Source organism: Streptomyces sp. NBC_00670 (genome assembly GCF_036226765.1).
Lineage (GTDB): Bacteria > Actinomycetota > Actinomycetes > Streptomycetales > Streptomycetaceae > Streptomyces.
On record NZ_CP109017.1, the window covers coordinates 2,003,623 to 2,022,866 of the forward strand.

The window sequence follows — 19,244 nt, forward strand, 5'->3', positions numbered from 1 at the left end:
GAGGAACCCGGACGCTCCTGACGGAGTGTCCGGGCTCCCGGTGGTGCGAGGCGTGTTACTGGGTGCGGTTCTCGCCGCGGTAGTACTCGAAGACCCAGCCCCACAGGCCGATCAGGATGATCGGGGCGGAGAAGAACAGCAGCCACCAGCCGAAGACGACGCCCATGAAGGCGAGGGCGCCACCGACGGCGAGGGCGAGCGGCTGCCAGCTGTGCGGGCTGAAGAAGCCCAGCTCACCGGCGTCGTCCGCGACATCCGCGTCCTTGTTGTCCTGCGCGCCCGCGTCGACCCGCCGGGCCGTGAAGGCCAGGTAGTAGCCGATCATCACGCTCAGGCCGAAGGCCAGGAAGAGCGCCGTCGTACCGGCGGGCTCCTTCGACCACGCGCCGTAGATGATGGCCATGACGACCAGGAAGGCCGCCAGCCACAGGAACATCTTGCCCTGGACCTTCACTTGCCGGCCTCCTTGCTCCCGGCGAGGGTCTTCTCGCCGTGCCCGGTGTTCTCGAGCTGGTCGAGCGCCGCGATCTCCGGGTGGTGCAGGTCGAACGCCGGGGACTCACTGCGGATCTTCGGCAGCGTGAGGAAGTTGTGCCGCGGCGGCGGGCAGGAGGTCGCCCACTCCAGCGAACGTCCGTAGCCCCACGGGTCGTCGACCTCGACCGGCTTGCCGTACTTGGCGGTCTTCCACACGTTGTAGAGGAACGGCAGGATCGACAGGCCGAGCAGGAAGGAGAAGATCGTCGACAGCGTGTTCAGCGTGGTGAAGCCGTCGGCCGCGAGATAGTCCGCGTACCGGCGTGGCATGCCCTCGACGCCCAGCCAGTGCTGGATGAGGAACGTGCCGTGGAAGCCGACGAACAGCGTCCAGAAGGTGATCTTGCCAAGCCGCTCGTCCAGCATCTTGCCGGTGAACTTCGGCCACCAGAAGTGGAAGCCGGAGAACATCGCGAAGACGACGGTGCCGAAGACGACGTAGTGGAAGTGCGCCACCACGAAGTACGAGTCGGAGATGTGGAAGTCCATCGGCGGCGAGGCCAGGATGACGCCGGTCAGACCACCGAAGGTGAAGGTGATCAGGAAGCCGGTGGCCCACAGCATCGGGGTCTCGAAACTGAGCGAGCCCTTCCACATCGTGCCGATCCAGTTGAAGAACTTCACACCGGTCGGGACGGCGATGAGGAACGTCATGAAGGAGAAGAACGGCAACAGCACACCGCCGGTGACGTACATGTGGTGCGCCCACACGGTCACGGAGAGGCCGGCGATGGAGATCGTCGCGCCGATCAGGCCCATGTAGCCGAACATCGGCTTGCGGGAGAAGACCGGAATGACCTCACTGATGATGCCGAAGAACGGCAGCGCGATGATGTACACCTCTGGATGGCCGAAGAACCAGAAGAGGTGTTGCCACAGCAGCGCCCCGCCATTCGTGGCATCGAATACGTGTGCCCCGAATTTTCGGTCCGCCTCCAGGGCGAACAGCGCGGCGGCCAGCACGGGGAAGGCGAGCAGCACCAGCACACCGGTGAGCAGCACGTTCCAGGTGAAGATCGGCATGCGGAACATCGTCATGCCGGGGGCGCGCATGCAGATGATCGTGGTGATGAAGTTGACCGCGCCGAGGATCGTGCCGAAACCGGAGAAGGCCAGACCCATGATCCACATGTCGGCGCCGACGCCCGGCGAGCGGACCGCGTCCGACAGCGGGGAGTAGGCGAACCAGCCGAAGTCGGCCGCGCCCTGCGGGGTGAGGAAGCCGCCGACCGCGATGGTCGAGCCGAACAGGTAGAGCCAGTAGGCGAACATGTTCAGCCGCGGGAACGCCACGTCGGGCGCGCCGATCTGCAGCGGCATGATCCAGTTCGTGAAGCCGGCGAACAGCGGCGTCGCGAACATCAGCAGCATGATCGTGCCGTGCATCGTGAACGCCTGGTTGAACTGCTCGTTCGACATGATCTGCAGACCCGGGCGGGCGAGCTCGGCGCGCATGAAGAGCGCCATGACGCCGCCGATGCAGAAGAACACGAACGACGTGACCAGGTACAGCGTGCCGATCGTCTTGTGGTCGGTGGTGGTGAGCCACTTGACGACCACGTTGCCGCGGTTCTGGCGCCGGACCGGCAGTTCGTCCTCGTAGTGGGATCCTGCTGCCGCGGCACCCTGGGGTTGATTGAGGATGCTCACAGGTTGTTCGTCTCCCGGTTCTTCTCGTGGCTCGTCTGCGCGATGCCGGCGGGAATGTAACCGGTCTGCCCCTTCTTGGCGAGGTCCTTGAGATGCTGCTGGTAACGCTCAGGGGAAACGATCTTCACGTTGAACAGCATCCGGGAGTGGTCGACGCCACAGAGCTCGGCGCACTTGCCGCGGTAGGTGCCCTCCTTGTTGGGGGTCACCTGGAAAGCGTTGGTGTGGCCCGGGATGACGTCCTGCTTCATCAGGAACGGCAGCACCCAGAAGGAGTGGATGACGTCGCGCGAGGTGAGAACGAAGCGGACGGTCTCGCCCTTGGGCAGCCACAGGGTCGGGCCGGGGTTGCCGTTCTGCGGGTTCTTCGAGGCGGGCGTGCCGACGTCGTAGACGCCGCCGGCGTTGGCCGGGAAGTCCTTCTTGAACCGGTCCGGGATCGGCTCCAGGTTCTTGTCGGTCTTCGCGTCACCTGTGGAACCGTCGACGTTCTCGACGTAGTTGAAGCCCCAGCTCCACTGGAAGCCGACGACGTTGATGGTCACGTCGGGCTTGGCGGAGGTGTCCATGAGCTTCGTCTCGTCCCGGGCGGTGAAGTAGAACAGCACCGAGACGATGATCAGGGGGACCACGGTGTACAGCGCCTCGATGGGCATGTTGTACCGGGTCTGAGGGGGAACCTCGACCTTGGTGCGGCTGCGCCGGTGGAAGAAAGCACTCCACAGGATCAGGCCCCAGACCAGGCAGCCGACCGCGATCGCGGCCGCCCAGGAGCCCTGCCACAGGGAGAGGATCCGCGGAGCCTCTTCCGTGGTCGGGGTGGGCATACCAAGGCGAGGGAAGTCCTTGTATGTGCAACCGGTCGCGGTCGCCAGGACCAGGCCCGCAGTCAGCGCCTGCAGCAGCTTCCGCCGCATCGGGCGCCGCGGCTTGGGGGTACCGCCCGCGCCGCCCGCGGCGTGGGGGAGGTCGGAGCCGTTGGGACTCACGTAGCGCCTTCCCGAGTGTCTCGCCCGCGCTGGTTGGCTGCGGCCTTCTCACTGGTCGGTCGCCGCCCTGCGTCGGGCAGGGGTTTGATGTTTATGCGGACCAAACCCTAGCCGACGCCCCTCGGAGGGTCGCGGGGAGGGTGGCATACGCGTCACGGGTCACCCTGATGGGGCGGAACACGGGCGGAACACGGACGTGGGACGGACGGGGATCGGCGGAACGGCGGCGCGCCGGGAGCGGCCTGAGGCCGGGTCCGGGACGGGGGACGCCGTGCTTCTCCCGTTGCGCCTAGCGTGGTGCCCATGCCCTACTTCGACGCCGCCTCCGCCGCTCCCCTTCATCCCGTGGCCCGCCAGGCGCTGCTGGCCGCCCTGGACGAGGGCTGGGCCGATCCCGCGCGGCTGTACCGGGAGGGGCGCCGGGCCCGGCTGCTGCTCGACGCGGCGCGGGAGGCGGCCGCGGAGGCGGTGGGGTGCCGTCCCGACGAGCTGGTCTTCACCTCCTCCGGCACCCGGGCGGTGCACTCCGGGATCGCGGGGGCGCTCGGCGGCCGGCGGCGCGTCGGACGCCACCTGATCGTGTCAGCGGTCGAACACTCTTCGGTGCTGCACGCGGCCGAGTCGCTCGAGGCGGACGGCGGGACGGTCACCCGGGTCGGGGTCGACCGTACGGGCGCGGTGGACCCGTCGGCGTACGCGGCGGCGCTGCGGCCCGACACCGCGCTGGCGTGTCTGCAGTCCGCCAACCACGAGGTGGGCACCGAACAGCCGGTGGCCGAGGTGGCGGCGGCCTGCCGGGCGGCCGGGGTGCCGCTCCTTGTCGACGCGGCGCAGTCGCTGGGGTGGGGGCCGGTGGCCGGGGAGTGGTCGCTGCTCGCGGCCAGTGCGCACAAGTGGGGCGGGCCGTCCGGGGTGGGGCTGCTAGCGGTGCGCAAGGGGACGCGGTTCGCGCCGTCCGGCCCGGGCGACGAGCGGGAGTCGGGGCGGGCGCCCGGCTTCGAGAACCTCCCGGCCATCGTGGCGGCGGCCGCCTCGCTGCGGGCGGTGCGGGCCGAGGCGTCCCAGGAAGCCTTGCGGCTGCGGGAGTTGACGGAGCGGATCCGGGGGCGGGTGGCGGAGCTGGTGCCGGACGTGGAGGTGGTGGGGGATCCGGAGCGGCGGCTGCCGGGGATCGTGACGTTCTCCTGTCTCTATGTCGACGGGGAGACGCTGCTGCACGAACTGGACCGGGCGGGGTACTCCGTGTCGTCCGGGTCGTCGTGCACGAGCAGCACGTTGACGCCGAGCCATGTGCTGGTGGCGATGGGGGTGCTGAGCGAGGGGAATGTGCGGGTGTCGCTGCCGGCGGGGGTGGCGGAGGCGGACGTCGAGGGGTTTCTGTCCGTGGTGCCGGGGGTGGTGGAGGGGGTGCGGGCGAAGCTGGGGGTGTCGGTGGAGGTCCGGCCGGGGGCCGGGAAGGCCTCTTCGGCGGTGGTCGACGCGCTCGGGAAGCGGTGCCCCATTCCGGTGATCGAGTTGGCGAAGGTGTGGGGGGAGGTGCCGGTGGGGGGTGTGGTGCGGGTGCTGTCCGACGACGAGGCGGCGCGGCTGGACATTCCGGCGTGGTGCGAGATGCGGGGGCAGCGGTACGAGGGGGAGGAAGCGGTGGAGGGGGGTGCGGGGGTGGCGTATGTGGTGCGCCGGGTGTCGTGACGGATGGTTCTCGCCCCCGCCGCCCCTACCCATTCCCGTCCCTCCGGGGGCAAGCCCCCGGACCCCCGAAAAGATTGCGCAGTTCCCCGCGCCCCTTGATAGGGGCGCGGGGAACTGCGCACGGGGTCCAAGGGGCGGAGCCCCTTGAAAGGACGGGAATGGGTAGGGGCGGCGGGGGCGAATAACTCCCGGGCGAACCCCTCCCCCGGCCGTCATCGCAGGTGGGTCTTGACCTCCACGCCCGCTTCCTCGCCGTACGCCTTCGTGAAGCGGTCCATGAAGTGGGCCCGCTGCAACCGGTACTCCTGCGTCCCCACCGTCTCGATCACCAGCGTCGCCAGCATGCACCCCACCTGCGCCGCCCGCTCCAGCGAAACCCCCCACGCCAGCCCCGACAGGAACCCCGCCCGGAACGCGTCGCCGACACCCGTGGGGTCGGCCTTGCGCTCCTCCTCCGGGCACCCCACCTCGATCGGCTCCGCCCCGACCCGCTCGACCCGCACGCCCCGCGCCCCGAGCGTGGTCACCCGGTGGCCGACCCGCTCCAGGATCTCCGCGTCGGTCCAGCCGGTCTTGGACTCGATCAGGCCCTTCTCGTACTCGTTGGAGAAGAGGTACGTCGCCCCGTCCAGCAGTATCCGGATCTCGTCGCCGTTCATCCGGGCGATCTGCTGCGAGAAGTCGGCGGCGAACGGGATGCCGCGCGAGCGGCACTCCTCGGTGTGCCGGAGCATCCCCTCGGGGTCGTCCGCGCCGATCAGGACGAGGTCGAGGCCGCCCACCCGGTCGGCGACCGTCTTCAGCTCGATCAGCCGGGCCTCGCTCATCGCGCCCGTGTAGAAGGAGCCGATCTGGTTGTGGTCGGCGTCGGTGGTGCACACGAAGCGTGCGGTGTGCAGGGTCTCGGAGATGCGGACGGAGTCCGTGTCGACGCCGTGCCGGTCCAGCCACGCCCGGTACTCGTCGAAGTCCGCGCCGGCCGCGCCGACCAGTACGGGGCGGGTGCCGAGCTGGCCCATGCCGAAGGCGATGTTCGCGCCGACACCGCCCCGGCGTACGTCGAGGTTGTCGACCAGGAAGGAGAGGGAGACCGTGTGCAGCTGGTCCGCGACGAGCTGATCGGTGAAGCGGCCGGGGAAGGTCATCAGATGGTCGGTGGCGATGGAGCCGGTGACTGCGATACGCACGGCGAGGGCACGCTCCTCAGAGGAGGGGGGATTGACGGTTCACGCTACCCGGTCGGCACCTGCCGCTGAAGCAGGCGGAACTACCCGATAGTAGGTCTTTCTTCGCGGGCCCGGCCGTGCCTACGGTGCGAGCATGACGAACCTCGAGTTCCACGGCAGTGCCCCGGCCGGCGGCGCGGTCGCCGGTGCGGTGACCGGCCCGGTCGACCTGGAGGGCGACCTGGCGTCGCTGCCCGGTGACGGCGCCCGGATGGCCCCGCGCTGGACCGCCCCCGCCGCCGCGAAGGCGTCGCCGGTCTCCCCCTCCCGTATCCACGGCGTACGCGTACCGGCGGGCTCCGCCCGGCTGCTGGAGGCGATGTCCGACTACGGCGACTGAGCGCGCCCGGGGGAACCGTGCGCTCCCCCGCTGCGTCCCATCGCCGTCCCCCGTACAGGGGAGGCGACGTACGACACGGGACAGCAGCGGAGCGGAAGGAGCACCACGGTGAACACCGAGCCCCCCACCGACGACGACCCGAACGGCCCCCGGGGCGCTGCGGGCCCCGAGGGTGCGCCGAGCGCGGCGGAGACACCGGAGGTGCCGGCCGCCGACGGCGCCGGCGCCCGTGAGCCCGACGGCACGCCACCGAGCGGTGCCCGTGATGAGCAGGACGGCACCGCGCCGGACGCGTCCTCCGCGCGGCGACGGCGTGGGGCCGTCGCGGCGGTCGTGGGCGCCGTCCTGCTCGTCGCGGGCGGCGGGGCCTATGTCGCCGCGACCGCCTCCGGCGGGGACGGCGACGCGGGCCCCGGAGGCGGCGGGTCCGCTCCCCCGGCACTCGCCCTCGACGGGTACGGCACCGGCGGGCGCCCCGGCATCGCGGTCGGTGAGCCGAATCCGTACGGGGCCGTCTACCGCGCGAGCGGTGAGCTGCCCGACGGGCCGGACTCCGCGGCGGTGTACTGGGCCGAGGGGCGGGTGTCCAAGGACGACGTGGCCCGGCTGGCGAAGGCGCTGCGGCTGACCGGGACCCCGCGGCTGGTCGGCGACCGGTGGCAGGTGGGCGTCGCCAAGGGCGAGGCGGAGCCCCTGCTGCGGGTGGACCGCGAGGCGCCCGGCACCTGGACGTTCAGCGCGGTGCAGCCCGGCGGCGACGACTGTCCGCGCGGGCGGCCGTGCAAGCCCGGCGGCTCCGGATCGACCACGGGTACGACGGACCCCGTCGGCGAGGCAGCCGCGAAGAAGGCGGCCGCCCCCGTACTGAAGGCCGTCGGCCAGGACGACGCGAAGCTGGACGCGAGCCAGGTCCTGGGGGGAGCCCGGGTGGTCAACGCCGAACCCCGGGTGGGCGGACTGCCCACCTCCGGGTGGACGACGGGGTTGCAGATCGGCAGCGGGGGCGAGGTCGTCGGCGGCAGCGGCAAACTCGTCGCTCCCCGGGAGGGCGCCGAGTACCCCGTGATCGGCGCCGAGAAGGCGCTGGAGCTGATGAACGGCGCCACCACGTCGTACGGCCGCAAGGGCATCGGCGGCTGCGCGAGCCCGGTTCCGCTGAAGGACCGGGACGAGACGCCGTGCGCCGCCTCCCCCACCGGCGGCGCGCGCGGGACCGTACGGGTGGAGGACGCGGAGTTCGGGCTGGCCGCGCGCACCTCGGCGGGGCGTCCCGTGCTGGTGCCGTCGTGGCTGTTCGAGGTGCGGCCGGCGGGAGAGGAGACGACGTCCACCGTGGCCCGCGCGGCGGTCGATCCGCGTTACCTGACGGCGCCCGGGACCCCCGGCCAGCCGAGCCCGACCGGGTCGTCGTCCGCCCACGACGCGCACGTCACCGGCTACCGCGCCGACGGCACGGAGCTGACCGTCGTCTACGAGGGCGGCGTGTGCACGACGTACGAGGCCACCGCGCGCGAGGACGGGAAGAAGGTGACGGTGACCGTCACCGGGACCACGGCCCACCCGGAGCGGCCGTGCATCGCGGTCGCCCGGGTCTACCGCGCCACGCTGCACCTGGACGCACCACTGGGCGACCGCACGGTGGTGGGCCCGGACGGCAGGCCGGTGCCGAAGGCCACCACCCCGTTGCCCTCGGCGAGCCCGACCGCCCGGTAGAGACGCACACGAACGACGGCGGCGCCCCCTCGGAAGGGGGCGCCGCCGTCGGTCAGCAACGGTCAGCTGAAGGAGTCACCGCAGGCGCAGGAGCCCGTCGCGTTCGGGTTGTCGATCGTGAAGCCCTGCTTCTCGATCGTGTCCACGAAGTCGATGGTGGCACCGCCCAGGTACGGCGCGCTCATGCGGTCGGTGACGACCGCGACCCCGCCGAAGTCCTTCTTCACGTCGCCGTCGAGCGAGCGCTCGTCGAAGAAGAGCTGGTAGCGCAGGCCGGAGCAGCCGCCGGGCTGAACGGCCACGCGCAGCGCGAGGTCGTCACGGCCTTCCTGGTCGAGCAGGGCCTTGACCTTGGACGCGGCGGCGTCCGTCAGGATGATGCCGTCGGTGACGGTGGTGGTCTCGTCCGATACGGACATCTACATCTCTCCCGGGTTGTACGGAGACTGCTTGCCGACGAGTGCAACCCGCGGGGCCGGGATTTCATTCCGGGCCGGGCGTCTGCTTTCTCGTTTCGTCCCGCTTCCTTCTTCCCTTCATGCTCGCACACACGCGGGGAGAGGGGACAACGCCCGCATTCCCGGTTCGGGGCGACCGGGATTCACGTCACATGGACGCGAGGGCCGTCGTCAAACTGACGCGAAGCAGATATGATAATAGCGTCAATCCGACGAGAAGTCGGTGCTGTCGATCCCGTTTGACCCGTATGCCCCGTCGGTCCGGTGCCCCGGCCGGCGAGCCGCAGAACAGAAAGGGTGCGTGTCGTGACCACCGCCCAGACCACCGAGCTCGACGTACAGCCCTCCCCCCTCGCCCTGCTGCTGCTCGGCCGCGAGGCCGACCCTAGGAGCGAGCGCGGGGTGGAGTGCCCCGGCGACCTGCCCTCGCCGTCCGACCCGGACCTGGTCGAGCGCGCCCGTGCGGCCAAGGAGAAGCTCGGCGACAAGGTCTTCGTGCTCGGCCACCACTACCAGCGCGACGAGGTCATCCAGTTCGCGGACGTCACCGGCGACTCCTTCAAGCTGGCCCGGGACGCCGCCGCCCGTCCGGAGGCGGAGTACATCGTCTTCTGCGGTGTGCACTTCATGGCCGAGTCCGCCGACATCCTGACCTCCGACGCGCAGAAGGTCGTCCTGCCCGACCTGGCCGCCGGCTGTTCGATGGCCGACATGGCGACGGCCGAGCAGGTCGCCGAGTGCTGGGACGTGCTCACCGAGGCGGGCATCGCCGAGCAGGTGGTGCCGGTGTCGTACATGAACTCCTCCGCCGACATCAAGGCCTTCACCGGCAGGCACGGCGGCACCATCTGCACGTCCTCCAACGCGCAGCGCGCCCTGGAGTGGGCCTTCGCGCAGGGGGAGCCCTCGACAACAAAGGTGCTGTTCCTGCCGGACCAGCACCTCGGGCGCAACACCGCCGTCCGCGACATGGGCATGTCGCTGGAGGACTGCGTCGTCTACAACCCGCACAAGCCGAACGGCGGGCTGACGGCGGAGGAGCTGCGGACAGCCAGGATGATCCTGTGGCGCGGCCACTGCTCGGTGCACGGCCGGTTCAGCCTGGAGTCGGTCAACGACGTACGGGCCCGGATCCCCGGCGTCAACGTGCTGGTGCACCCCGAATGCCGGCACGAGGTCGTCGCGGCGGCGGACTACGTCGGCTCGACGGAGTACATCATCAAGGCCCTTCAGGCGGCCCCGGCCGGGTCCAAGTGGGCCGTCGGCACGGAGCTGAACCTGGTACGGCGACTGGCGAACCGTTTCGCCCCCGAGGGCAAGGAGATCGTCTTCCTGGACCGCACGGTCTGCTTCTGCTCGACGATGAACCGCATCGACCTGCCGCACCTGGTGTGGACGCTGGAGTCGCTGGCGGAGGGCACGCTGGTGAACCGGATCGAGGTCGACGCGGAGACGGAGGCGTTCGCCAAGCTGGCGCTCGAGCGGATGCTGGCCCTTCCGTAGAGCACGGCCCGGGGGCCTGGTCAGTCCGTGCGCGGGCGGACCAGGCCCGACTCGTAGGCGATGACGACCAGTTGGGCGCGGTCGCGGGCGCCGAGCTTGCTCATGGCCCGGTTGACGTGCGTCTTCACCGTCAGCGGGCTGACCTCCAGCCGCTCGGCGATCTCGTCGTTGGAGTGGCCGCCCGCGACCTGGACGAGCACCTCGCGCTCGCGCCCGGTGAGCGCGGCAAGCCGCTCGGCGTGCGCCCGGTCGCGGCCGTCGTCGTCCATGTCGCCCTGCGCCAGGAAGCGGGCGATCAGCCCCTTGGTGGCGGCCGGCGACAGCAGGGCCTCGCCGCCGGCGGCGACCCGGATCGCGCTCAGCAGCTCCTCCGGCTCTGAGCCCTTGCCCAGGAAGCCGGAGGCACCGGCGCGCAGGGACTGCACCACGTACTCGTCGACCTCGAAGGTCGTCAGCATCACCACCCGGACATGGGCGAGTTCGGGGTCCGCGCTGATCAGCCGGGTGGCGGCAAGACCATCCGTGCCGGGCATGCGGATGTCCATGAGGACGACGTCGGCGGCCCGTTCGCGGGTCAGACGCACCGCCTCCGCGCCCTCGCAGGCCTCCCCCACGACCTCCATGTCCGGCTCGGAGTCCACGAGCACACGGAACGCGCTCCGCAGCAGCGCCTGGTCGTCGGCGAGCAGGACGCGGATCGTCATGGGCTGTCCTCGGTGGTGGCGGAAGTACGGCGGTCGAGCGGCAGGATCGCATGGACGCGGAAGCCGCCCCCGTACCGGGGGCCCGCGGTGAGGGTGCCGGCCAGGGCGGTGACCCGCTCGCGCATGCCGAGCAGTCCGTGCCCGCCCCCGTCCTCGGGGCCGTCGTCGCCACCGGCCCCGTTGTCCAGGACGGTGACCTCCACGTGCGGGCCCACGCGGACGACGCTGACCTCGGCCTTGGCGCTCTCGCCCGCGTGTTTCTGCACGTTGGTGAGGGCTTCCTGGATGACGCGGTAGGCGGCGAGGTCGACGGCGGCGGGCAGGATCGTGCCGTGGTCGGCCCGGGCGACCTCGACGGGCAGGCCCGCGTGGCGGAAGGTGTCGGCGAGTTCGTCGAGCCGGGCGAGCCCGGGGGCGGGCTCGGTGGGGGCCTCCGGGTCGCCGGACTGGCGCAGCAGGCCGACGGTGGCCCGCAGTTCGTTCAGCGCCGAGCGGCTGGCCTCCCGTACGTGGGCGAGGGCTTCCTTGGCCTGGTCGGGCCGCTTGTCCATGACGTGGGCGGCGACCCCGGCCTGGACGTTGACCAGGGCGATGTGGTGGGCGACGACGTCGTGCAGATCGCGGGCGATGCGCAGCCGCTCCTCGGCGACACGGCGGCGGGCCTCCTCCTCGCGGGTGCGCTCGGCGCGTTCGGCGCGCTCGCGGATGGCGTGCACGAACGCCCGCCGGCTGCGGACGGCGTCCCCGGCCGCCGCGGCCATGCCGGTCCAGGCGAACAGGCCGAGGTTCTCCTGGGTGTACCAGGGCAGCGGTCCGGAGAGCATCGCGGTGGCGGTCAGCACGGTCATGGTCAGCAGGCCGACCCGCCAGGTGGTGGGGCGGTCGGTGACGGCGGCGACGGTGAACAGCGCGATGACGGCGGCCATCGAGACGGGGGCGCGGGGGTCGCCGGTGATCAGCTCGACGAGGGAGAGCGCGGTGGTGACGGCCAGGACGGCGAGGGGGGCGAGCCGGCGCAGCACCAGCGCGGCGGCGGCCGGCACCATCAGGGCGAGGCTGAGGGGGGTGGGGCTGCGCAGCGTCCAGGACACCCCGTGCTCCCCGTGCGGGTCGACGAAGGACCCGGCGACCATGCAGACGAACACGCCGACGGCGAGCCCCCCGTCGAACGTCAGGGGATGCTTCGACGGCCAGCACCGGGCCTGCGACAGATTGCCCACGGGGACAAAGGTACGGGGCGCGTTGCGAACGGTGCCCCGTACGTATGCCTACCCCGGCAACAGCCCGTCGTCCGACAGCATCTCCCTGACCTCCTCCAGCGTCGCCTCCGGCGACGGGAGGATGAGTTCGGACGGCTCCAGGGAGTCGGCGGGCAACGGCTCGCCGAGCCGCCGCACCTCGTCCAACAGCGCCGTCAGGGTGCGCCGGAAGCCCGCCTCGTCGCCGCCCTCCACCTCCGCCAGCAGGTCGTCGTCCAGCTTGTTGAGCTCGGCGAAGCGGGAGTCGTCCAGCTTCACCTGCCCCTCCCCCATGATCCGTACGATCATGTCGCCCTCCTCAGGACGCGCGCGTGGGACCGGATCGGGCCGTGGCGGCCCGTGACCGCATTGTGGGCGATGCCCGGCGTCACTGCTTGTCGAAGCGCGGGGTGTCCTGCGGCTGGGCCTGGCTCTGGGACGGCGCCTGGGCCTGGCCCTCGCCGCCCTCGATGGCCTGGCGCTGCTCGGCGGGGCCGGCCAGCTCCGCCTTCATCCGCTGCAGCTCCAGCTCCACGTCCGTGCCGCCGGAGAGGCGGTCCAGCTCGGCCTGGATGTCGTCCTTGGCCATGCCGGAGGGGTCGTCCAGGGCGCCGGAGGCGAGGAGTTCGTCGATGGCGCCGGCGCGGGCCTGCATCTGCTGCGTCTTGTCCTCGGCGCGCTGGATGGCCAGGCCGACGTCGCCCATCTCCTCGGAGATGCCGGAGAAGGCCTCGCCGATCCGGGTCTGCGCCTGGGCGGCGGTGTACGTGGCCTTGATGGTCTCCTTCTTCGTACGGAAGGCGTCCACCTTGGCCTGGAGGCGCTGGGCCGCGAGGGTGAGCTTCTCCTCCTCGCCCTGGAGCGTCTGGTGCTGGGTCTCCAGGTCCGTGACCTGCTGCTGGAGCGCGGCGCGGCGGGAGAGCGCCTCGCGGGCGAGGTCCTCGCGACCGAGGGCGAGCGCCTTGCGGCCCTGGTCCTCCAGCTTCCCGGACTGTGACTGGAGCTGGTTGAGCTGGAGCTCCAGGCGCTTGCGCGAGGTCGCCACGTCGGCGACGCCGCGGCGCACCTTCTGGAGCAGCTCCAGCTGCTTCTGATACGAGTAATCGAGGGTTTCGCGCGGGTCCTCGGCCCGGTCAAGGGCCTTGTTCGCCTTCGCGCGGAAGATCATCCCCATACGCTTCATGACACCGCTCATGGGCTTCGCGCGCCCCCTTCTGACGGACTTCAGCTCCAGCGACTGCGACAGAACCCACAGTACGGGCCCTGCCTCCATTACCGCACTGTTCGGGAGGTGATGCGGTCATCCCCAAGGACGACTGCGGTCGGTTCCGCTCCGGCCCAGGGAGTAGGTGCCTCCCCGAAACGGCGGGGTTTTCCCCCGGGTCCGCCGGAGTGCCCCCGGCGCAACCACCAGAAACCGCCGCATCCCTCCCCCTGCAGACGAATGGTGTTGCGGGATCGTTCCCCATGCGGCTGCGGTCCATGCCGATGCACCCCGTACCCTTGGGCTTTGTGTTCCGTAGCCGTGCCAAGGACGAGAAGGCCGCCGTCGCCGACAAGGTGAGCGCGACCGGCTCCAAGCAGCCCCGTGACCCGCAGGCCCCGAAGGGCCGGCCGACCCCCAAGCGCAGCGAGGCCCAGTCGCAGCGCCGCAGCGTCGCCAACACGCCGGTGACGCGCAAGGACGCCGCCCGGCGCCAGCGCGACGAGCGGCGTGCCGCGATGGAGCGCCAGCGCCAGGCGCTGGCCAGCGGCGACGAGCGGTACCTGCCCGCGCGCGACAAGGGCCCGGTGCGCAAGTTCGCGCGGGACTTCATCGACTCGCGGTTCAGCGTCGCGGAGTTCTTCCTGCCGATGGCCGTGGTCATCCTGGCGCTGAGCCTGGTGCGGGTGGGCTCGCTGCAGAACATCGCGCTGCTGCTGTGGCTGGTCGTGATCGTGCTGATCGTGCTCGACTCGATCGTCTCCGCGTTCCGGCTGCGCAAGCAGCTGACCGCCCGCTTCCCGGACCAGAACCGGCGTGGCGCCGTCGCCTACGCGCTGATGCGCTCGCTCCAGATGCGCCGGCTGCGGCTGCCCAAACCCCAGGCCAAGCGCGGGGAACGGCCCTGAGCACGGACGAGTTCGCCGGGGGCGCGGCCGATGCCTGGCTGGACAAGCTGGGCGGGCTGCGGGACGTCGTCCGGCAGGAGCTGGTGGGCCGGCAGCTGGACGAGCAGATAGCCGGGCGGTTCCCGGTCGGGCAGCGGCTGCGGGTGCTCGACGTCGGCATGGGCCAGGGCACGCAGGCCCTGCGGCTGCTGCGGGCCGGGCACAGGGTGACCGGCCTGGAGCGGGACGCGCGGATGCTGTCGGTGGCGCACGAGGCGCTGGCCGCGGAGCCGGAGGGCGTCCGCGAGCGGATGCGGATCATCGAGGGCGACGGCCGCGACACCGGCGTGCACTTCCTGCCGGGCAGCTTCGACGTGGTGCTGTGCCACGGGGTGCTGATGTACGTGGAGGAGCCTGACCCGCTGGTGGCGGGGCTGGCCCGGATGCTGGCGCCCGGCGGGTTGCTGTCCCTGCTGGTACGCAACGGCGACGCGCTCGCCATGCGGCCGGGCCTGTCCGGCGACTGGCCGGCGGCGCTCGCCGCGTTCGACACGACGGCGTACACGAATCGTCTGGGGCTCGAGGTCCGCGCGGACCGCCTGGAGGCGCTGACGGCGACGCTCGCGGGGATCGGGGCGCCGTTGCACGCGTGGTACGGCGTGCGGGTCTTCACGGACACGGCGCCGGACGGGGCGGAGCCGCCGGCCTCCGACGGGGCGCTGAGCGCGCTGCTGGCGGCGGAGGAACGGGCGGGCCGCACGGACCCGTACCGCCGGGTCGCGGCGTTGCTGCACCTTTGCGGGGTACGGGGCGCCTGAGAGCTCGGGGGCTTCTGTGCTTCCGGCGGCTGCGGCTGCGTCGTGGCTTGTCGCGCAGTTCCCCGCGCCCCTGAAAACCAGGGGTCGCCCCGGCTTCCGCGGCTCCGCCGCGGGGGCGCGGGCACTCACCGTGGTCCGATAGGGGGGCGGAGAAAGCTGGCCCGTTCGGGGGGTCAGCGGGGGACGGGGGCGGTGGGCGCCCACACACTCGTCGTATGGACGCTTTCCGTAGCCGCGCGCTCACGACGTGCTCCGCCATGGCCTGCGCCGCCCTCCTCCTGGGCGGCTGCTCCCCCGGCTCCGGTGACTCCGGGGACGAACCCCGCGCCGCGACCGCCACCCCCGCCACCCGCCCCATGGCCGCCAACGACCTCCAGAGCGACTACCAGAAGGTCATCAAGGACGTCCTGCCCTCGGTCGTGCAGATCCGGGCCAGCCAGGACCTCGGCTCCGGGGTGGTCTACGACGACAAGGGCCACATCGTCACCAACGCCCACGTCGTCGGCGACGAGAAGACGTTCAAGGTGACCACGGCCAACAGCGAGGACACCTTCACCGCACGGCTGGTGTACTCGTACCCCGAGCAGGACCTCGCCGTCATCAAGCTGGACAAGCTGCCGCAGAGGCTGAAGGCGGCCTCCTTCGCCGACTCCACGAAGGTCGCGGTCGGCCAGATCGTGCTGGCGATGGGCTCCCCGCTCGGCCTGTCGTCGAGCGTGACCCAGGGCATCGTCTCGGCGACCGGCCGCACCGTCAGCGAGGGCCGCTCGGGCGGCGGCACGGGTGCCACCATCCCCAACATGTTGCAGACCTCCGCGGCGATCAACCCCGGCAACAGCGGGGGCGCGCTCGTGGACCTCGACGGCCGGGTGGTCGGGATCCCCACGCTCGCCGCGACCGACCCCGACCTGGGCGGCAGCGCGGCGCCAGGGATCGGGTTCGCGATCCCGTCATCGATGGTGAAGACGATCGCCGACCAGATCGTGAGCGAGGGCAAGGTCACCGACTCCGGCCGGGCGGCGCTCGGGATCACGGCCCGGACCGTGGTCGGTGACGACTATCAGCCGGCGGGGGTCGCGGTCGTGGACGTCACCAAGGGCGGCGCGGCCGACAAGGCGGGGCTGAGGTCGGGTGACATCATCACCGGACTCGGCGGGACCCGGGTCACCACCCTCACCTCGCTCGCCGAGGCGCTGGCCGGCAAGAAGCCGGGCGACCGCACGACGGTGACGTACACGCGGGGCGGCGACCGCAGGACGGCCGGCGTGACACTGGGCGAGCAGTGACGCCGGCCCCTGCCGCTTCCCACCTGGCCGCTACGACTCCTGCGGCTCCTCCTCCGCCTGTGCCTCCTCGGCGTGCAGGCTCATCGGACCGTAGATCTGCGTGCCGTCCTCGAACAGCCGCACCTGGTCGGCGCCGCCCTCCAGCAGCTGCCTGAAGTGCTCCCCGATCCAGGACTCGGCATCCCCCTGCGTGGTGAACTCCTCCGGCACGACCGCGGGCTCGACCTCCGCCCCGTCGGCCTTCTCGAACCGCCACGTCCATGCCGCCATGTACGCCTCCAAGGTGTGAGCACACTGCACAGCGGGAGCCCGATCATGGTCCGGCCCCCGCTGCGCAGCCTAGTCGGGCGTGCCCGATCTGCGGGGACGGGTGGAGACAAGTGAAAATCGGGTCCGTGGAACTGACACTGCTCGGCACCGGCGCCCCTGCGGGCCTGCCCCGCCCCGACTGTCCCTGCGCGGCCTGCGCGACCTCCCTCGGCGCGGACGCGCGCGCGGCGACCGCGCTGCTCGTCGACGACACGCTGCTGCTGGACCTGACGCCGGGCGCAGCGTTCGCGGCGGCCCGCGCGGGGCGCTCGCTGGGCGGCGTACGGCAGGTGCTGCTCTCGCATCCGCACGACGGGCCCGCGGTGGAGGTCCCGGCGGGGCTGCCGCAGCCCGGGCGGGTGCCGGACGGGCGGGAGCTGGCGCTGCTCACCGGGCACCGGGTGCGGGCGGTGGCGCTGGACGCGCCGGGCACCGGGTACGCGGTGACCGGCCCGGACGGCACCCGGCTGCTGTACCTGCCGCCCGGGGGTGCGCCGGCCGGGCTGGAGAACGGGGCGGCCGAGACGTACGACATGGTCGTCGCCGACGTGCTGGGCCGCCCCGACGCGCTGGCCCGGCTGCGGGCGGTGGGCGCGGTGGGGCCGACGACGGACGTGGTCGCCGTGCACCTCGACCACGACGTGCCGCCGGGCGCCGAGACGCGGCGGCGGCTCGCGGCGGCGGGGGCGCGGGCGGTGCCGGACGGGACGACGCTGACGGTGGGCGTCTACGAGGACGTGCCCGACGTGCCGCGCCGCACGCTGGTGCTCGGCGGGGCGCGGTCGGGGAAGTCGGTGGAGGCGGAGCGGCGGCTGGAGTCCTTCCCCGACGTGCTGTACGTGGCGACGGGGGGCGCGCGGGGCGGAGACACCGAGTGGGCGGCGCGGGTGGCCGCGCACCGGGAGCGGCGGCCGGGGTCGTGGCGGACGGTGGAGACGTGCGATCTGGTGCCGCTGCTGGGGGAGAGCGGGCCGCCGCTGCTGATCGACTGTCTGTCGCTGTGGCTGACCGATGCGATGGACGCGGTGAACGCGTGGGACGACGCGGAGTGGGGCGGGGGCGGGGAGAAAGCGTTGCGGGGGCGGGTGGAGGAGTTGGCGGGGGCGGTGCGGGGGGCTCGGCGGACGGTGGTGGCGGTGTCCAACGAGGTGGGGTCCGGGATCGTCCCGGCGACGGCGTCGGGACGCCGCTACCGCGACGAACTGGGGCGCCTGAACGCGGCGGTGGCCGCGGAATGCGAAACGGTCCTCCTGGTGATCGCCGGCCAGCCCCTCGCGCTGCGCGGCTGACCACTTCTTTCCTCGCCCCCGCCGCCCCTACCCTTCCCGTCCCCGGGGGCAAGCCCCCGGACCCCCGAAAGATGCGCAGTTCCCCGCGCCCCTATCAAGGGGCGCGGGGAACTGCGCAACGGGGTCCAAGGGGCGGAGCCCCTTGAAGGGATGGGAAGGGAAGGGGCGGCGGGGGCGAAAAAACTTCCCCGCCCCCGTCACTCCGGCTCTGCCGGATCCGTCGGCCGGGCCGGCAGCTCCGCTGCCAGGGACGCGGCGGCGCGGACCAGGGGGAGCGCCAGGAGCGCGCCCGCGCCCTCGCCCACCGTCACCCCGTGGTCGAGCAACGGCTCGATCGCCATCCGGTCCAGCGCCTTCGCCTGCCCCGGCTCCCCACTGCTCTGCCCCGCGAGCCACCAGTCCGGCGCCCGGAACGCCACCCGCTGCCCCACCAGCGCGCAGGCCGCCGAGACCACCCCGTCCAGGATCACCGGCGTCTTGCGCACGGCGCACTGCAACAGGAACCCGGTCATCGCCGCGAGATCGGCCCCGCCGACCGTCGCGAGCAGCTGGAGCTGATCCCCCAGCACCGGCCGCGCCCGCCGCAGCGCGTCCCGGATCGCCGCGCACTTGCGCATCCACGCGAGGTCGTCGATGGCCTGTCCGCCCCGCCCGGTCACCACCGACGCGTCGGTCCCGCACAGCGCGGCGATGAGCACGGCCGCGGGCGTCGTACCACCGACGCTGATGTCGCCGAGGACGACCAGGTCCGTCCCGCCGTCGGCCTCCTCGTCGGCGACCGCCATCCCGGCCCGGAACGCCGCCTCGGCCTCCTCCATGCTGAGCGCGTCCTCGATGTCGATGCGCCCGCTGCCCCGCCGCACCCGGTGCCGTACGACCTCGGCCGGCAGCTCCTCGGGGTCGCAGTCCAGGGACAGGTCGACCACCCGCACGGGCACCCCGGCCCCGCGGGCGAGGATCGCCGCCGGGCCCGCCCCGTCCAGTACGTCCCGCACCAGCCGCACGGCCTCGCCCGCGGGCCGGGCCGACACCCCGAGCGCGGCGACCCCGTGGTCGCCCGCGAACAGCACCGCGCGCGGCCGCTCGACCGGCCGCACCGGCACCGCGGACTGCGCCGCGGCGAGCCACTCGCCCAGCTCGTCCAGGCGGCCCAGCGCCCCGGGGGGCACGATCCGACTCTCCCGGTGCGCCTCGGCGTCGCGGCGCACCCCGCCGTCGGGGCGCTCGATCAGATCGGTGAAGTCGTCGAGATTAAGCGAGCTCATTCGCCGAACAGTACCGGCAGCGCACGGACGGGCCCGCGCCACGTCGGGGGCACGTCGTTGCACCGGTGAGCGCGATCCCATACGTTCCGTTTTGCTCGCATTTATGCCTGAGCATTCGCACCTGAGCATTTCCGCC

19 protein-coding genes are annotated in these 19,244 nt (G+C 72.1%); 8 read left to right on the forward strand and 11 right to left on the reverse strand.

All coding sequences use genetic code 11. The annotated features are described in order from the left end of the window. Nucleotides 1-55: 55 nt before the first annotated feature. From OIE12_RS08915 to ctaC, 3 genes are read right to left on the reverse strand one after another with little or no spacing between them, the layout of a single operon-like run. On the reverse strand, nucleotides 56-454 hold the full coding sequence (locus OIE12_RS08915; RefSeq protein ID WP_030382610.1) for a cytochrome c oxidase subunit 4: 399 nt from the start codon (nucleotides 452-454) through the stop codon (nucleotides 56-58). Further along, on the reverse strand, nucleotides 451-2,187 hold the full coding sequence (gene ctaD / locus OIE12_RS08920) for an aa3-type cytochrome oxidase subunit I (protein WP_329133511.1): 1,737 nt from the start codon (nucleotides 2,185-2,187) through the stop codon (nucleotides 451-453). The genes OIE12_RS08915 and ctaD overlap by 4 nt, the downstream gene beginning before the upstream one ends. Then, complete coding sequence (gene ctaC, locus OIE12_RS08925) at nucleotides 2,184-3,176, reverse strand: aa3-type cytochrome oxidase subunit II (RefSeq protein WP_443053780.1); 993 nt, start codon at nucleotides 3,174-3,176, stop codon at nucleotides 2,184-2,186. The genes ctaD and ctaC overlap by 4 nt, the downstream gene beginning before the upstream one ends. 303 nt (nucleotides 3,177-3,479) lie before the next feature. Between ctaC and OIE12_RS08930 the strand changes: the two genes are divergently transcribed. After that, entirely contained in the window at nucleotides 3,480-4,868 is a 1,389-nt protein-coding gene (locus tag OIE12_RS08930) for a cysteine desulfurase/sulfurtransferase TusA family protein (protein ID WP_329133513.1), read from the forward strand. Nucleotides 4,869-5,080: 212 nt separating this feature from the next. On the opposite strand, the gene OIE12_RS08935 is transcribed toward OIE12_RS08930, so the two are convergent. Then, entirely contained in the window at nucleotides 5,081-6,055 is a 975-nt protein-coding gene (locus tag OIE12_RS08935) for a carbohydrate kinase family protein (protein ID WP_329133514.1), read from the reverse strand. A gap of 133 nt (nucleotides 6,056-6,188) precedes the next feature. Between OIE12_RS08935 and OIE12_RS08940 the strand changes: the two genes are divergently transcribed. Together OIE12_RS08940 and OIE12_RS08945 are read left to right on the forward strand one after the other, a co-directional pair. Continuing rightward, entirely contained in the window at nucleotides 6,189-6,434 is a 246-nt protein-coding gene (locus OIE12_RS08940; RefSeq protein WP_329133516.1) for a hypothetical protein, read from the forward strand. Between the two features lie 108 nt (nucleotides 6,435-6,542). Then, the gene (locus tag OIE12_RS08945) at nucleotides 6,543-8,147 is read left to right on the forward strand and encodes a hypothetical protein (protein WP_329133518.1); all 1,605 of its coding nucleotides are present in this window, start codon (nucleotides 6,543-6,545) and stop codon (nucleotides 8,145-8,147) included. A 62-nt stretch (nucleotides 8,148-8,209) separates the two neighbouring features. On the opposite strand, the gene OIE12_RS08950 is transcribed toward OIE12_RS08945, so the two are convergent. After that, the gene (locus OIE12_RS08950; protein WP_030382603.1) at nucleotides 8,210-8,566 is read right to left on the reverse strand and encodes a HesB/IscA family protein; all 357 of its coding nucleotides are present in this window, start codon (nucleotides 8,564-8,566) and stop codon (nucleotides 8,210-8,212) included. A gap of 345 nt (nucleotides 8,567-8,911) precedes the next feature. On the opposite strand from OIE12_RS08950, the gene nadA reads away from it, so the two are divergent. Then, nucleotides 8,912-10,108: a quinolinate synthase NadA gene (gene nadA / locus OIE12_RS08955; protein WP_329133521.1), complete on the forward strand. Its 1,197-nt coding sequence runs from the start codon at nucleotides 8,912-8,914 to the stop codon at nucleotides 10,106-10,108. Nucleotides 10,109-10,128: 20 nt separating this feature from the next. On the opposite strand, the gene OIE12_RS08960 is transcribed toward nadA, so the two are convergent. The 4 genes from OIE12_RS08960 to OIE12_RS08975 form a co-directional block, all read right to left on the reverse strand. Next, nucleotides 10,129-10,812 (reverse strand): response regulator transcription factor, encoded by a 684-nt coding sequence (locus tag OIE12_RS08960; RefSeq protein WP_329133523.1) that lies wholly within the window; start codon nucleotides 10,810-10,812, stop codon nucleotides 10,129-10,131. Next, nucleotides 10,809-12,032, reverse strand: coding sequence for a sensor histidine kinase (locus tag OIE12_RS08965; RefSeq protein WP_329133525.1), 1,224 nt, complete (start codon nucleotides 12,030-12,032; stop codon nucleotides 10,809-10,811). Before OIE12_RS08965 ends, OIE12_RS08960 begins: the two co-directional genes overlap by 4 nt. Nucleotides 12,033-12,080: 48 nt before the next feature. Continuing rightward, nucleotides 12,081-12,359: a PspA-associated protein PspAA gene (pspAA, locus tag OIE12_RS08970; protein WP_329133527.1), complete on the reverse strand. Its 279-nt coding sequence runs from the start codon at nucleotides 12,357-12,359 to the stop codon at nucleotides 12,081-12,083. Between the two features lie 79 nt (nucleotides 12,360-12,438). Continuing rightward, complete coding sequence (locus OIE12_RS08975; protein ID WP_443053781.1) at nucleotides 12,439-13,245, reverse strand: PspA/IM30 family protein; 807 nt, start codon at nucleotides 13,243-13,245, stop codon at nucleotides 12,439-12,441. A gap of 272 nt (nucleotides 13,246-13,517) precedes the next feature. Here OIE12_RS08975 and OIE12_RS08980 point away from each other — a divergent pair, with 272 nt between their 5' ends. From OIE12_RS08980 to OIE12_RS08990, 3 genes are all read left to right on the forward strand, one after another. After that, on the forward strand, nucleotides 13,518-14,162 hold the full coding sequence (locus OIE12_RS08980) for a DUF3043 domain-containing protein (protein WP_329133530.1): 645 nt from the start codon (nucleotides 13,518-13,520) through the stop codon (nucleotides 14,160-14,162). Between the two features lie 83 nt (nucleotides 14,163-14,245). Further along, the gene (locus OIE12_RS08985) at nucleotides 14,246-14,959 is read left to right on the forward strand and encodes a class I SAM-dependent methyltransferase (protein ID WP_329133532.1); all 714 of its coding nucleotides are present in this window, start codon (nucleotides 14,246-14,248) and stop codon (nucleotides 14,957-14,959) included. 215 nt (nucleotides 14,960-15,174) lie between these two features. After that, nucleotides 15,175-16,245 carry a S1C family serine protease gene (locus OIE12_RS08990; protein ID WP_329133534.1) on the forward strand — a complete coding sequence of 357 codons (1,071 nt, stop codon included), beginning with the start codon at nucleotides 15,175-15,177 and terminating at the stop codon, nucleotides 16,243-16,245. 30 nt (nucleotides 16,246-16,275) lie between these two features. Here the strand turns inward: OIE12_RS08990 and OIE12_RS08995 are convergent, their stop codons facing one another. Then, a complete protein-coding gene (locus OIE12_RS08995) occupies nucleotides 16,276-16,515 on the reverse strand; it encodes a hypothetical protein (protein ID WP_329133536.1) in 240 nt (79 codons plus the stop codon). Nucleotides 16,516-16,640: 125 nt separating this feature from the next. Between OIE12_RS08995 and OIE12_RS09000 the strand changes: the two genes are divergently transcribed. Further along, entirely contained in the window at nucleotides 16,641-17,843 is a 1,203-nt protein-coding gene (locus OIE12_RS09000) for a bifunctional adenosylcobinamide kinase/adenosylcobinamide-phosphate guanylyltransferase (protein WP_329133538.1), read from the forward strand. Between the two features lie 197 nt (nucleotides 17,844-18,040). Here OIE12_RS09000 and cobT read toward each other — a convergent pair whose 3' ends face one another. Continuing rightward, entirely contained in the window at nucleotides 18,041-19,108 is a 1,068-nt protein-coding gene (gene cobT, locus OIE12_RS09005) for a nicotinate-nucleotide--dimethylbenzimidazole phosphoribosyltransferase (RefSeq protein ID WP_329133540.1), read from the reverse strand. Nucleotides 19,109-19,244: the final 136 nt, after the last annotated feature.

What these genes read in the sequence shown, in the direction of transcription:
- pspAA (WP_329133527.1), bottom strand. Translation starts at nt 12,359, where the DNA reads ATGATCGTACGGATCATGGGGGAGGGGCAGGTGAAGCTGGACGACTCC.
- OIE12_RS08975 (WP_443053781.1), bottom strand. Translation starts at nt 13,245, where the DNA reads ATGAGCGGTGTCATGAAGCGTATGGGGATGATCTTCCGCGCGAAGGCG.
- OIE12_RS08950 (WP_030382603.1), bottom strand. Translation starts at nt 8,566, where the DNA reads ATGTCCGTATCGGACGAGACCACCACCGTCACCGACGGCATCATCCTG.
- cobT (WP_329133540.1), bottom strand. Translation starts at nt 19,108, where the DNA reads ATGAGCTCGCTTAATCTCGACGACTTCACCGATCTGATCGAGCGCCCC.
- OIE12_RS08990 (WP_329133534.1), top strand. Translation starts at nt 15,175, where the DNA reads ATGGACGCTTTCCGTAGCCGCGCGCTCACGACGTGCTCCGCCATGGCC.
- OIE12_RS08930 (WP_329133513.1), top strand. Translation starts at nt 3,480, where the DNA reads ATGCCCTACTTCGACGCCGCCTCCGCCGCTCCCCTTCATCCCGTGGCC.
- OIE12_RS08940 (WP_329133516.1), top strand. Translation starts at nt 6,189, where the DNA reads ATGACGAACCTCGAGTTCCACGGCAGTGCCCCGGCCGGCGGCGCGGTC.
- OIE12_RS08995 (WP_329133536.1), bottom strand. Translation starts at nt 16,515, where the DNA reads ATGGCGGCATGGACGTGGCGGTTCGAGAAGGCCGACGGGGCGGAGGTC.
- OIE12_RS08980 (WP_329133530.1), top strand. Translation starts at nt 13,518, where the DNA reads ATGCGGCTGCGGTCCATGCCGATGCACCCCGTACCCTTGGGCTTTGTG.
- OIE12_RS08960 (WP_329133523.1), bottom strand. Translation starts at nt 10,812, where the DNA reads ATGACGATCCGCGTCCTGCTCGCCGACGACCAGGCGCTGCTGCGGAGC.